Origin of the sequence: Paenibacillus sp. 2TAB19, from assembly GCF_052115185.1 — a bacterium.
Lineage (GTDB): Bacteria > Bacillota > Bacilli > Paenibacillales > Paenibacillaceae > Pristimantibacillus.
On the sequence record NZ_JBFRGE010000055.1, the window covers coordinates 17,406 to 31,263 of the forward strand.

Genomic DNA, 13,858 nt, shown 5'->3' on the forward strand with positions numbered 1-13,858 from the left:
GTAAGTAGAGGGGCGAGGCCTGACCACCGTGAACGGTTGTTCATAGGTGAGGGGCTTGCCTCTTTATTTTGTTTAGTCGGCGGTGGCAGGAAATGAGCTATAAGAGCATATATGAACTTACACGCGGGGAGTAGCTAGTGTGTTTGGTCTGTAAGAGCGTATATGCGCTTACGGATGGAGGATGAGTAGAAGGGTAAGCCCACATTATGCTGTAAGAGCGTATATGCGCTTACAGAAAGCTGGAAGAGATAGAGCGGATAATCGGCGCGTGATAATAGCCGACTTTATGATTGCTATTGCCGATTTACTGATATACTGTATAATCACAAGTGTTTCTTTATAGCTAAAGGGGAATGCGGAATGCCGGATCAAACGATTATTCGCTTTGAACATGTTACGAAGCGTTACGATAATGATGACGCAGTACTGAAAGATGTTAGCTTCACCATCGAGCGGGGCAAGTTCTATACGCTGCTCGGACCGTCTGGCTGCGGCAAGACGACCATCCTTCGATTGATTGCCGGGTTCACGGAGCCTTCGGAGGGACAGATTTACTTCAATGGCAAAGTCATTAACCGCGTGCCTGCGAATGAACGCCAAGTGAATACGGTGTTCCAGGATTACGCGCTGTTCCCGCATCTGAATGTGTTCGAGAACGTCGCCTTCGGACTGCGTATCAAAAAAATGAAAAACGCCGACGTCACCGCCAAAGTAAAGGACGCGCTTCGGTTCGTTAACCTGGTCGGTTATGAGTCGCGCGAGATCACTGAGATGTCCGGCGGTCAGCGCCAGCGTGTCGCGATCGCGCGCGCGATCGTGAACGAGCCGGAAATCATATTGCTGGACGAGCCGTTGTCGGCGCTGGACCTTAAGCTGAGGACGGAGATGCAGTACGAGCTTCGCGAGCTGCAGCGCCGTCTGGGCATTACGTTTATTTTCGTTACGCATGACCAAGAGGAAGCGCTGGCGATGTCGGATGAGATTTTCGTTATTAATGAGGGGAAAATCCAACAGAGCGGTTCGCCGACCGATATTTACGATGAGCCGATCAACCGTTTCGTAGCCGACTTCATCGGCGAATCGAATATTGTGCCGGGCCGCATGAAGCAGGACTTCGAGGTCGAATTCGCCGGCCGCTTATTCGAGTGCGTTGACCAAGGGCTTAACAAAGACGAGGGAGTAGAGATCGTCATTCGTCCCGAAGACTTGGAGATTACGAAGCCGGATCAAGGCAAGCTCCAAGTGAAGGTCGACTCGCAGCTATTCCGCGGCGTTCATTACGAGATATGCTGCCTGGACGAAGCGGGCAATGAATGGCTTGTCCACTCCACGCGCAAAGCAACGGTTGGCGAGCAGATCGGCTTAACCTTCGATCCGGAGGCGATTCACGTCATGAGGCTTGGGGAGACGGAAGAGGAATTCGATAAGCGGCTGGAATCGTACAGCGACAGCGAGGCTGCCGATGTCGAATAGATCACGAAGCTTCTATCTCGTGCCCTACGCGGCATGGATCGTGTTGTTCGTCATTGCGCCTATTGTGCTGATTGCTTATTATTCGTTTTTCGACGTGGAAGGTAACTTCACGTTCAGCAACTATGTTAACTTTTTCACCCCTGTCTATTTGAAAATGACGTTAAGCTCGTTCTGGTACGCGTTCTTAATTACGGCGTTCTCGCTGCTCGTCTCGTACCCGACGGCGTATTATTTAACCCGCGCGAAGCATAAGCAGTTATGGCTGCTGCTTATTATTTTGCCGAGTTGGATCAATTTGCTGCTGAAGGCCTATGCGTTCATCGGCTTGTTCGGTACATACGGCTTCGCCAACTCGGTGCTTGAAGTGCTGGGCATCGGCACGCAACAAATTTTGTTCACCGACTTCAGCTTCCTGTTCGTATCGGTGTACATTTTCATCCCGTTCATGGTGCTGCCGATCTTCAATGCGCTGGAGAAAATGAATCCATCGCTTGTATACGCTGCGCGCGATCTAGGCGCGTCCTCTTGGACGACGTTCCGCCGCGTCGTATTCCCGCTGACGATCAGCGGCGTGAAGGCGGGCTGCATGGCAGTGTTTATTCCGGCGCTGTCGCTCTTTATGATTACACGCCTGATCGCTGGCAACCGGGTTATTACGCTCGGTACGGCGATTGAGCAGCATTTTCTCGTCACGCAAGACTGGGGCATGGGCGCGACCATAGCCGTATTCCTCGTCATTGCGATGGCTCTAATGATGCTTCTGACAGGCAACCGAAAGCGGGGTGCGGTCGTTGCGCGAAAAAAATAAATGGTCGAACATTTATCTCGTAATCGTATTTGCGCTGCTCTATGCGCCGATCTTTTACTTGATGTTCTATTCCTTCAATAGCGGCGGCTCGATGCGCGACTTCGAGAGCTTCACGTTCGATTATTATGTTGAAGTATTTCAAGATACACGGCTGCTCATTATCGTGTTGAATACGTTCGTTATTGCCTTGCTGTCTGCGGCGCTATCGACCGTCCTTGGCGTCTTTGGCGCGATAGCTATCCACCAGATGAGACGCAATCGGCCGAAACAGACGCTGCTGACGCTGAACAACGTGCTGATTGTAAGCCCGGACGTTATTATCGGCGCTTCATTTTTAATTCTGTTTACGATTATCGGCATTAAGCTTGGCTTCATGTCCGTATTGTTGTCTCATATCGCTTTCAGTGTCCCGATCGTTGTTATTATGGTGCTGCCGAAGCTAGAGGAGATGAGCTCTACGCTGATCGATGCGGCGCGCGATCTGGGCGCAAGCTCGTGGAATGTACTCACGAAGGTTGTGCTGCCATATATTAAGCCGGGCATATTCGCCGGTTTCTTCATGGCGCTGACGTATTCGCTCGATGACTTCGCCGTTACGTTCTTCGTAACGGGCAATGGCTTCTCTACGCTATCTGTCGAGATCTACTCACGGGCGCGTCAAGGCGTATCGTTATCGATCAACGCGTTGTCGACGCTGCTATTCCTATTCACCATTCTGCTCGTTATCGGCTACTACTTCATTAATCGGCGGAGCAATGGCGGGGCTGGCAAGGCCGGTAAGGAGGGACGGGCATGAAACAGCTGGTTAGAATGTTCGCGACCGTCATTATTGTTGCGCTTGGGCTTATGTACTTGACTTCCTATCTGAATTCGAGCGAAGGCTATACGGGCGGCAATACGCTGACGATCTATAACTGGGGCGATTATATCGATCCCGAACTGCTTGATCGGTTTGAAGAGGAGACGGGCATCAAGGTCATCTATCAGACATTCGATTCCAATGAAGCGATGATGACGAAGATCGAGCAAGGCGGTACAACGTTCGATGTGAGCATTCCTTCCGAATACGCGATTAGCAAAATGAAAGAAGAAGATCTGCTCATTCCGCTCGATCATTCGAAAATTCCGAACCTGAAGCATATCGACGATAACTTCTTGAATCTATCGTTCGATCCGGATAACGCGTATTCGATCCCGTATTTCTGGGGAACGGTTGGCATCGTCTACAACCCGGAGCTGGTGGACGGCATTGCATTTACGAGCTGGGACGATCTCTGGGACGAGCGTCTGCGCAATCAGATCCTGTTGCTCGACGGCGCTCGCGAAGTTATAGGCATGGGGCTGAACAGCCTTCATTACTCGCTGAACGATACCGACGAGGCGCATCTGCAGGAGGCGAAAGCGAAGCTGGGAACGCTAACGCCTAACGTGAAGGCGATTGTCGGCGACGAGATCAAGATGCTGCTTGCGGGCGAGGAGGCGGCTGTAGGGCTCGTATGGTCCGGCGATGCTTCGGAAATTATGGGTGAGAACGAGAAGCTGGATTACGTTGTGCCGCAAGAGGGCTCGAATCTGTGGTTCGACAATATGGTCATACCGAAGACGGCCCGCAATATTGAAGGGGCGCATCAGTTCATTAACTTTATGCTCGATCCCGAAGTCGCTGCGCAGAATACGGAATACGTTGGCTACTCGACGCCGAACAAGGATGCGCTGGCGCTGCTGCCGGAGGATATATCGGGCGATGAACGGTTCTACCCGAGCGAAGAGCTGACGAGTAAGCTTGAGGTGTACGACAACTTGGGTAAGAAGATGCTGGCTCACTATAATGAGCTGTTCCTGGAGTTCAAGATGCACAGCAAATAAGAGTAAATGGGGAAACATACATCATGAATAAGAAGTGGCTGAACTATGCCGGCCTCGTGCTTGTTGCCGTTATATGGGGGGCGAATTTCGGTATTTCGCGGCTTGCGATGGAGTCGTTCCATCCGATCGTATTTTCATTTCTGCGTTTCGGCGTCGCGATCCCGTTCTTCTTCCTTATCTTGAAGCTTACGGAGGGCAATGTCGGCGTACCGTGGCGTCTCGTTCCGAAGTTGATGCTAATCGGTTTGCTTGGCATTACGCTTCTTGAGATTACCGTCATGTACTCCATTAAATATACGACGCTTGCGAATGCGTCGTTGCTGAACGTGGCGCCATGGCCGATCTTCGTCGCCTTGTTCGCGCCGCTTTTCACCCGCGAGACGATTACTTCGCGGCTTGTGGTCGGCGGAGTCATCGCGATGATCGGCGTATGCTTCGTTATTCTTGGCGGCGATGAAGGCTTCGCGCTTTCGTCCGACAATATGCTTGGCAATGCGATGGCATTCGGCGTCAGCATCATYGGCGCTTTGTTCAACTTGAGCTCGGTCTCGCTTATGAAACAGTACTCAGCGCTGCGTGTGAGTACGTGGACGATTGTATTCGGCGCTATCTTCATGCTGCCGCTGACGATCGGCTCATGGGGGCAGACCGATTGGCAAAGTCTAGGGACGGAGCAATGGTTGTCCATTGCGTATAACGTACTTATCTGCACGGTGCTTGCATTTGTCGTATGGAACGCTTGCATGTTCAAAGTAGGCGCGACGCGCTCGAACTTTTTCCGTTATGCGGTGCCGGCAGCAGCGGTTATAGCGGGTTATATTTTGTTCGACGAGCGGATCGCTATGCTGCAGATAGGCGGGGCGGCGCTTATGGCGGCTGGACTTGTGTGGATCAGCGTAGAACGTAAGAAGGCATAGGTTGGCAGGGGATTGTTTCAAAAAGACTGCTTCGAATGAGGTCATACGATCTTGCTCGGAACAGTCTTTTTTTATTGCTGCAGGCTGCTGGAGTTAGTAGTTAGTCGTAACGGACTGTAGCGGCGTTATTTTTGCGCGGATTACGGTCTCTCAGCCCGTAATGACGGGGATTGTGCGCTAATACTTTCGTTAGAATCGCTCCTGTCCGCAACTGCTCACTAAGGGGAGGAATTCATATGCGGTAGAAGATAAAAAATAGCATATACACAGAAAACATAACACGGATTGTTACGTATGGACAGGAATCGTTTTTACGTACGTTTTTCGATGAAAATACCCAAATATTTAAAGTTTTTAAGAAGTTTGAAGGGAAGAAAACGCTGATACGACGGCGATTATCGCTCTTCATGTCAGGTGTCACTCTATCTAACACTAAATGAAACTGTAATTAACAATGGATTAATACGTAAAAAATTTGCATTTTTGCGATAAAAAATAGTTTCAAAAAGGGTTTGAAACAGGTAAAATGAAAAAATCGGCGTTCAGTGCAGCTCTAATAGACTGCTGCGCTAAAGCGAACATTAAGAAAAAAGGACGGATATACAATGACTGTAAGTGCAACCGCAAGTACAACAAAAGAAACATTAAACCCGTACGAAATTGCTCAACAGCAAGTCGATACGGCTGCTGCTCTGTTGCAGCTTCCCGAGCATGTTACTAACATCTTGAAGCACCCAAGAAGAGTATTGTCCGTAAGCTTCCCTGTACGCATGGACGATGGTTCGGTTCGTGTATTCGAAGGCTATCGCTCCCAGCATAATGACGCAATCGGACCAACAAAAGGCGGCATCCGGTTCCATCCGGACGTGACGCTTGACGAAGTAAAAGCTCTGTCGATGTGGATGAGCTTCAAATGCGGCGTAGTCGGCTTGCCTTACGGCGGCGGCAAAGGCGGCGTTATTTGTGATCCGCGCACGATGAGCAAGGGCGAGCTTGAGCGCGTAAGCCGCGCATTCATGGAATCGATCGCTGACTTCGTTGGTCCGGACAAAGATATTCCGGCTCCGGACGTATACACGACTCCGCAAATTATGGGATGGATGATGGATACTTACAGCCGTCTTAGCGGAAAATATTCTCCAGGCGTCATTACGGGCAAACCGCTTATTATCGGCGGCTCCAAAGGACGCAACGAGGCGACGGCGCAAGGCTGCGTCTACACGATACTGGCTGCGCTTAAGGACAAAGGTCTTGCTGTCGAAGGCGCGACTGCAGCTATTCAAGGCTTCGGCAACGCTGGACGTATTGCGGCTCGTTTGCTTAGCGAAGCAGGCTGCAAGATCGTAGCGGTGAGTGATTCCAAAGGCGGTATTTATAACGCAGAAGGCCTTGATGTAGAGTACATCGGCCAACTGAAGGATACGGCTTCGATTAGCGATTACGGCCAACAATATGCGATTTCGAATGAACAGATTTTGGAACTAGACGTTGACATTCTCGTTCCGGCTGCGCTGGAGAACGTGATTACATCCGCGAATGCAGACCGTATCCAAGCGAAAATTATTGCAGAGGCTGCTAACGGTCCAACGACGCCTGAAGCGGATCGCGTACTGCATGCTAAAGGCATTACGGTCATTCCTGACGTGCTTGCGAATGCAGGCGGTGTAACGGTATCTTACTTCGAGTGGGTTCAGAACTTGATGAATTACTACTGGAGCGAAGCCGAGGTACTTGAGAAACTGGAGACGAATATGATTCTTTCCTACGTAGCTGTTCGCGATTTGGCAGCAGAGCACAAGACCGACCTTCGTACGGCAGCATACATGATTTCGATTAAACGGATTGCAGCAGCAATGGAAGCTCGCGGCTGGATCTAACAATAGGCATCTTTTTACTCGAACATAATGAAGAGGTGAAGGCATCATGAAACAACAAATCCGTATTGGTATTGTAGGTTACGGCAACCTGGGCCGCGGGGTAGAGATGGCGATCAAGCAAAACCCAGACATGCGTCTGGACGGCATATTTACACGCCGCGACCCTGCAACGATTCCTTCCGAGGTTAAAGCTTTCCATATTGACGATGCTGAGAAGCTGACAAGCGAGTTCGACGTTATGATTTTATGCGGCGGATCGGCTACCGACCTGCCTGAACAGGGGCCGCAGTTTGCCAAGCTGTTCCACACCGTCGACAGCTTCGATACGCATGCGCGTATTCCGGAATATTTCGAACAGGTCGATTCGGTTGCCCGCGCGAACGGTAAGGTGAGCGTAATCTCGACTGGCTGGGATCCGGGCTTGTTCTCTCTGAACCGTCTGCTTGCGGAGTCGATCCTGCCGGAAGGCAATGAATATACGTTCTGGGGCAAAGGCGTCAGCCAAGGCCACTCCGATGCGATTCGCCGCGTGAATGGCGTTAAGCATGGCGTACAATACACGATTCCAAGCGATGAAGCGGTAGATCGGGTACGCAGCGGCGAAAATCCGGAGCTCGCAACACGCGAGAAGCATCTTCGTGAATGTTTCATCGTTGCGGAGGAAGGTGCGGATCAAGCGGCGATTGCCGAGGAGATTCGTACGATGCCGAACTATTTTGCCGATTATAACACGACAGTTCATTTCATCGATGAAGCGACGATGAAGGCGGAGCATTCGGCTATGCCTCACGGCGGCATGGTGCTGCGCAGCGGCAAAACAGGCGTGAACAGCACGCAAATCATCGAATTCGGCTTGAAGCTAGACAGCAACCCGGAATTTACGGCGAGCGTGCTCGTTGCGTATGCACGGGCAGTATACAAGCTGGCAGCAGAAGGACAAGCAGGAGCAAAGACGGTATTCGACATTCCGTTCGCCTACTTGTCGCCAAAGTCTGGCGCGCAGCTGCGTAAGGAACTTCTGTAATATAATATAAGAAGCGAAGCGATTCGGAGGGAAGTAATTCCCATCGGGTCGCTTTTTTTAGTTTCATTTTCTAACGAATCTAGAACATCTTATTTGCGAATTTCAACGGTTATTTGTTTTCTAACGAACTCAGCGAACCTTATTTAACTGAAATGGAGCGTAATGGCAAGGGTTGGGATGAAATAAGAATACCCTGATTCGTAAATAATCGTTTCTGAGGAAGAAACAGTAAATAAGGGGTTGAGGATTCCCGGCGCGGCATGAGTCTTTTACAAAAACTCTAAAAATCGCTTACATAGGCTTAATAGTTGGCTTGTACGATGGTATCGACCTAGGATGCGCTCGGTTCTAATCTGAGAGTATCGGGTAGGTACATTCAGATCGGGAGATCGTAGGGGGAACTATTGTGAGCTTCGTACGCAATACTAACAGCACAAGCATTCGCAAAGCACTGCAGGTTGCTGCTGCAGGACTTATGGCATTTACCTTAATCGGACCTGTTAACTTGAATAAGGCAGAAGCAGCCGCTGCAACGTTCTCTATGGAGAAAATCGCAGGTTACGATAGCGGAGCCGGCTATCTGAATGCCGGTACGGAAATCGTCGTATATGATTGGGAAGGCAAACGGGCATACTCGACTAACTCGGCCGAGAAAGCAATTGATATAATCGATCTCTCCAAACTCGGTCAAGAAGAAACGATTGAACGCCTTAACCGTGTAACAGTAGAAAGCTTCAATATTGAAGGCTTCACACCGGACGGCGTAACGAGCGTAGCTGTTCATCCATCAGGTAAATATATTGCGGCATCCGTGCCGGCAAGCCCTAAGACTGATCCGGGCAAAGTCGTATTCATGGACATGGACGGTACTCAGATTACTTCAGTGACGGTAGGGTCGCTGCCGGATATGCTGACGTTCTCGCCGGACGGCAAACAACTGTTGGTCGCTAACGAAGGCGAGCCGAACGGGGATTATACGGTTGACCCGGAAGGTTCGGTATCCATTATCGACGTAACAGGTGAAGTTGGAGCATTGACGGATGAGGATGTGGCAACGGCTGGTTTCGGCAGCGTTACAATTCCTGAGGACGTGCGGATTTTCGGACCAGGATCTAGTGCAGCGCAAGACTTGGAGCCCGAATATATCGTTGTGTCGGCTGACAGCAAGAAAGCATACGTATCCCTGCAAGAAAACAATGCAATGGCAGAGGTTAACCTGACGACTAAGCAAGTTACAAGTGTTCACGCTCTAGGCTTCAAAGATCATTCGTTGCCAGGGAATGGCTTAGATGCATCCGATAAAGATAAAACTATCGATATTAAACCGCAGCCTGTGCTCGGCATGTATTTGCCGGATGGAATGGCGATTACCAGCTATGGCGGCAAGTCGTATATTTTGACTGCTAATGAAGGCGACGACAGAGAATATGGTGATTTTGCCGAAAAGGGAAGAATCAAGTCCATTAAGGATAATATTCAGCTTAATGCGGCTTATTACAAGGGCTTTACGCAAGAGGAATTGGATGCCTTCAAAACCAGCGGAGCATTCGGTTTGGATACGGTGCTTGGTCGATTAAGCGTATCCACGCTGGATGGCCTGAATAATGGCGTGTATGACAGATTGTACAGCTACGGCACACGTTCGTTCTCGGTTTGGGATGCTTCGACAGGGGCGCTCGTATTCGATAGCGGCGATCAGTTTGAGCAATTGACGAAGGATTTGCCTTTCTTTAACGCAGATAATGAGAAGAACAATGATAAAGACGTACGAAGCGCGGCAAAAGGACCTGAGCCGGAATACGTGGAAGTCGGCACAGTCGAAGGCAAGACGTATGCGTTTATCGGACTTGAGCGCATAAGCGGCGTCATGGTTTATGACATTACAAATCCAAAGAAACCGACTTACGTTACTTATATGACTTCCCGTGTGGATGGCGACATTGAAGCTAACGAAGCCGGCGATATTGCGCCGGAGGGTTTGAAGTTCGTACCTGCCGCGAAGAGCCCAACGGGCAAGGCGCTGCTGCTGGCGGCACATGAAGTGTCCGGCACGATTGCGGTATACGAGATTACGGCGCCGAAGCAGCCAAGCACACCGTCAGTGCCGGAGGTAACGCCGGAGCCTAGCCCAAGCCCAACTCCGGAGCCAACTCCGACACCAACGCTTACGCCGGAAGTTAAGCCAGGCGAGTTGAACGTTACGGCAGAGCAATTTGCGGATAAACTTGCTGGGCTTCCGGCGGGCACGAATGAACTTACGTTCGATGCGGGTACACCTGGCGATAACGGGATCTCGGTCGTACTGCCAGCGGGCGTGAAGAATGCGGCAACTGCGAATCCGAACTTAGTGATCGTCATTGAAGGCGATAACGTCAGCTATGAGCTTCCGATCTCGGCAATCAATTGGAATGAGGTTAGCAAGCAGCTTGGCGGAGATGCGGCGAAGATTACCGTATCCGTTCGTCCGGCAAGCGGCGGTGCTAGCGAGCAGATCGAGCAAGCGGCTGTGGGTCAACAAGTTGATTTGCTCACAGGCGCGTTGGAGTTCACTGTAGTTGCTGAAGGCGCTAATGGCAGCAAATATACGATTGCTTCTTTCGGAGGAACGTATAACGACCGTACGATTACGTTAGACGGTACTTCGGTTAACGGCAGTACGGCAACAGCTGTACGCTTCGATGAAGCGACAGGCCGACTTGTATTCGTGCCATCAACGTTCACGGCAGCTGGCGGCGATACGATCGTTAACATGAAACGGAACGGAAACAGCGTATATACAGTCATTAACGGCAGCAAGACATTCGACGACGCGGCCTCCCACTGGGCGAAGCCGGCTATTGATTCGCTCGCATCGAAACTTATCGTAAGCGGCGTGGACGAGAATCATTTTGCTCCGAACAAATCCATTACGCGTGCAGAGTTTACAGCTATCATCGTTCGCTCGCTCGGTCTAAATGAAGCGGCGGCCGGCAGCAGCTTCTCCGATGTATCGGCAAGCAAATGGTACGCGGGTGCGATCCAGACGGCTGTGCAAGCAGGTGTTATCAGCGGCTACGACGACGGAACATTCCGTCCAGAGCTGACGATAACAAGACAAGAAATGGCTTCGATTCTGATGAAAGCCGTTCGTTACGCAGATGCCAATACGGCGGCAACGATTGCAGCGAAAGCTGAATCGCTGAACCCATTATCTGCTATTAAGGATGCGGGCTCGATAGCGGCCTGGGCGAAGACAGCTGCAGCTGAAGCACTGGCTGCAGGCATCGTGGAAGGCAAAGCTGCAGGTACATTTGCGCCTGCTGCGAAGGCTACCCGCGCTGAAGCGGTAACGATGCTGCAACGAACGCTTAAACAGATTGGATTTATTAACTAACCATGGAATGAGTTAGACCTGAGACTCGGTCACCCGGGCAAGCGGATGAAGCTTGCTGCGGGTGACTGGGTCTTTTTTTGATATGCTCATGAATGCGCACATCAGCGGGGATTTCCAAATCGAGTGAAGGCAGGAAACAAAAAAATGCGGACAAACCCGCGCCAATCCGATATAATCGTCTAAGTCGATAATAAGAAGAACTGGAAATTGAGGTGCAGTCGCTTGCAGCAAAGGTATGACCAATTGGATTCGCTTAGAGGGTTGGCCGCATTGGCCGTCATGATCGGACATTTTTTCCTCGTATTCATGCCTATGGCTCAGAATACATCAAGTATGAGTTATTTGGAGTATCCGCTAAATGTGCTGAAATATTCGCCGCTGCATGCTTTTTGGGGCGGTCATGAAGCAGTGATTATGTTCTTCCTGCTTAGCGGCTTCGTATTGTCGCTTCCGTTCTATAGCAACAAACAGCAATCCTACCCGAAATACGTCGTGAAACGGATTTGCCGCATTTATTTGCCGTTCGTGGTCGCTTTGTTTATCGCTATTTTATTCCGTGATGCGGTATTCCTGAAGAAGCTGTCGGATTTGACGCCTTACTTCAACAGCCTTTGGACACGGTCGCCGGATTTTGCGTCGATTGGGGATCATTTGCGTTTCATTACCAACTACAACACGACAAAATACAATCCGATTATATGGACGCTTGTCCATGAGATGCGGATTTCGCTTATATTCCCATTCGCTATGTTCTTTGTGGCAAAATGGGGCTGGAAGGCTGGCGTGCCGCTCGCGATCGGGCTTTCGCTCGTAAGCATGTATTTGCTGGGAGCTATCGAGACGCGCTACACAACAAACTATGTCATTTCGCTGCATTATGCTTCCTTCTTCGTCATTGGGGCGATGCTGGCCAAATATAGAGAGTCTCTTAAGCAATTGTACAACCGTATGAATGGTTGGTTTGCAGCCGCAGTCTTAGTCGCAGCGTTATTCAGCTATTCGTACAAATGGGTTATTTACAGCAAGTCGTTCGCTAAGCATATTACAGAGCCGCAAGGCGATTGGCTGATTGCGCTGGGCGCTTCGATATTTATCGTGGCAGCCATGTCATCGGTTCGCGCATCGAAGCTGCTGCATCTGAAGCCGCTATTATTCCTTGGTAAAATCTCTTACAGTCTCTACTTATACCATATGATCATTTTGCTCACATTCTTGCATAAGCTGAACGGGACGATGGACCCGGCGTTTATCGCGATGATCGCATTCGCCGCTTCATTCGGAGCTGCTGCGGCCAGCTACTATTATGTCGAGCTGCCTTCAATTAAGCTTGGCAGGCTGCTTACTACTTCTCGTAAAAAGCAGCAGACGCAAGTAGCCGAGAAAGGCAATACCTCGGCAAGTATGTAACTAAAATAAGAAAGCCGTCCTTCTCGTTAGAGAGGACGGCTTTTATTGTTGTTCATTTAACCGTGCGAGAACTGCTGACGGTATTTGCGAGGCGAGATGCCCTCGTATTTGGCGAAGCAGGAGGTGAAGTAAGCGGCGTGATTGAAGCCGACTTCCTCGGCAATGCGGGCGACCGCAAGATCAGTTTGCAGCAGCAGCAGCTTTGCTTGCTCGATTCGGAATCGCAGCAAATAGTCGAAGGGCGCGCAGCCGAACTCCTTTTGCATGCAGCGGGCGATATAAACGGGGTGGAAGTTGATGCTCTCGCCGAGCTGCTGCGCGGTAATGTCCGAGCGGTAGTGGGCGCGCAGATAAGAAGCGGCCTTCTCCGCGCAGAGCGCTTGAGGGGACGGTCCGCTTAGCTCGATCGATGCCGAGAGGTGCTCGATTACTTCTTGGAAAATAAGCTGCTGCTTCCAGCGGACACTCGGAATATGATCGTTCATATTAAGCTGGACGAGCCGTTGCAGCGAATCTGCCATTTTCGTAGGCTGAAGCAGCTTTGTGAATTGGGGGAGCTGCTTAATGAAGGTTTTTGTAGTGTAAATATTATTTGTATGCGCTGTCATGGCAGGACTGTCTTCGGCGGGTCTTTCGAGTGCGTGCTCGACTACGCTCCAGTCTCCTGTCGTCTGAAAATGAATCCAATAATACGTCGTATGCTCCTTATTCGCATTAGTCGCATAATGGTGGGCATCGGGACGGAGGATGAGCGCGTGTCCGGCCTCCACGTCGAAATGGTTGTCCTCCTCCCCCATATAGAGACATCCGTTAGTAACAATAAGCAAATCGAACACGCCAATGTTGCGTCTGCTAGGGTGCTTTCTCCCTACGGGAGATACGGCCGGCCCTCCTGTAATGTAGTGGGGAAGCGGTGGAATCGTCATCTGAATAAGCGGCATAAGGGGGCAAGCCTCCTTGAATGTAATTGTTCGTGATCGAGGTTGGAATTTTTATAGTTTCGGTTGTAAAACTGATACATCAAGCTCAGTATAGCATCTATAATTTGAAAAGACGATGGTTGAGACTGATGAGGATGAGACCGCAGAAGGGCGGCTCGTGCAGGGGGATTAT

10 protein-coding genes are annotated in these 13,858 nt (G+C 50.4%); 9 read left to right on the top strand and 1 reads right to left on the bottom strand.

Annotated elements, in window-relative coordinates:
* Positions 1 to 360 precede the first annotated feature (360 nt).
* The 9 genes from AB4Z33_RS21615 (at position 361) to AB4Z33_RS21655 (ending at position 12,745) form a co-directional block, all read left to right on the top strand.
* Positions 361 to 1,473: an ABC transporter ATP-binding protein gene (locus AB4Z33_RS21615; RefSeq protein ID WP_442051868.1), complete on the top strand. Its 1,113-nt coding sequence runs from the start codon at positions 361 to 363 to the stop codon at positions 1,471 to 1,473.
* The gene (locus AB4Z33_RS21620) at positions 1,463 to 2,281 is read left to right on the top strand and encodes an ABC transporter permease (RefSeq protein WP_442051869.1); all 819 of its coding nucleotides are present in this window, start codon (positions 1,463 to 1,465) and stop codon (positions 2,279 to 2,281) included. Before AB4Z33_RS21615 ends, AB4Z33_RS21620 begins: the two co-directional genes overlap by 11 nt.
* Positions 2,265 to 3,077, top strand: a complete 813-nt coding sequence (locus AB4Z33_RS21625) for an ABC transporter permease (protein ID WP_442051870.1) — start codon at positions 2,265 to 2,267, stop codon at positions 3,075 to 3,077. The genes AB4Z33_RS21620 and AB4Z33_RS21625 overlap by 17 nt, the downstream gene beginning before the upstream one ends.
* On the top strand, positions 3,074 to 4,147 hold the full coding sequence (locus AB4Z33_RS21630) for an ABC transporter substrate-binding protein (RefSeq protein ID WP_442051871.1): 1,074 nt from the start codon (positions 3,074 to 3,076) through the stop codon (positions 4,145 to 4,147). Before AB4Z33_RS21625 ends, AB4Z33_RS21630 begins: the two co-directional genes overlap by 4 nt.
* A 23-nt stretch (positions 4,148 to 4,170) precedes the next feature.
* Positions 4,171 to 5,064 carry a DMT family transporter gene (locus AB4Z33_RS21635; RefSeq protein WP_442051872.1) on the top strand — a complete coding sequence of 298 codons (894 nt, stop codon included), beginning with the start codon at positions 4,171 to 4,173 and terminating at the stop codon, positions 5,062 to 5,064.
* Positions 5,065 to 5,669: 605 nt separating this feature from the next.
* Positions 5,670 to 6,941, top strand: a complete 1,272-nt coding sequence (locus AB4Z33_RS21640; RefSeq protein WP_442051873.1) for a Glu/Leu/Phe/Val family dehydrogenase — start codon at positions 5,670 to 5,672, stop codon at positions 6,939 to 6,941.
* A gap of 46 nt (positions 6,942 to 6,987) precedes the next feature.
* Positions 6,988 to 7,965, top strand: a complete 978-nt coding sequence (locus AB4Z33_RS21645; RefSeq protein ID WP_442051874.1) for a diaminopimelate dehydrogenase — start codon at positions 6,988 to 6,990, stop codon at positions 7,963 to 7,965.
* Between the two features lie 406 nt (positions 7,966 to 8,371).
* Complete coding sequence (locus tag AB4Z33_RS21650) at positions 8,372 to 11,338, top strand: choice-of-anchor I family protein (protein WP_442051875.1); 2,967 nt, start codon at positions 8,372 to 8,374, stop codon at positions 11,336 to 11,338.
* A 222-nt stretch (positions 11,339 to 11,560) separates the two neighbouring features.
* Positions 11,561 to 12,745 carry an acyltransferase family protein gene (locus AB4Z33_RS21655; protein WP_442051876.1) on the top strand — a complete coding sequence of 395 codons (1,185 nt, stop codon included), beginning with the start codon at positions 11,561 to 11,563 and terminating at the stop codon, positions 12,743 to 12,745.
* Positions 12,746 to 12,801: 56 nt separating this feature from the next.
* Here AB4Z33_RS21655 and AB4Z33_RS21660 read toward each other — a convergent pair whose 3' ends face one another.
* Complete coding sequence (locus tag AB4Z33_RS21660; protein WP_442051877.1) at positions 12,802 to 13,686, bottom strand: AraC family transcriptional regulator; 885 nt, start codon at positions 13,684 to 13,686, stop codon at positions 12,802 to 12,804.
* Positions 13,687 to 13,858: the final 172 nt, after the last annotated feature.

Bases quoted from the DNA above. Each gene is read 5' to 3' on its own strand.
- AB4Z33_RS21615 (WP_442051868.1), top strand. From the start codon at position 361: ATGCCGGATCAAACGATTATTCGCTTTGAACATGTTACGAAGCGTTAC.
- AB4Z33_RS21620 (WP_442051869.1), top strand. From the start codon at position 1,463: ATGTCGAATAGATCACGAAGCTTCTATCTCGTGCCCTACGCGGCATGG.
- AB4Z33_RS21630 (WP_442051871.1), top strand. From the start codon at position 3,074: ATGAAACAGCTGGTTAGAATGTTCGCGACCGTCATTATTGTTGCGCTT.
- AB4Z33_RS21640 (WP_442051873.1), top strand. From the start codon at position 5,670: ATGACTGTAAGTGCAACCGCAAGTACAACAAAAGAAACATTAAACCCG.
- AB4Z33_RS21645 (WP_442051874.1), top strand. From the start codon at position 6,988: ATGAAACAACAAATCCGTATTGGTATTGTAGGTTACGGCAACCTGGGC.
- AB4Z33_RS21660 (WP_442051877.1), bottom strand. From the start codon at position 13,686: ATGCCGCTTATTCAGATGACGATTCCACCGCTTCCCCACTACATTACA.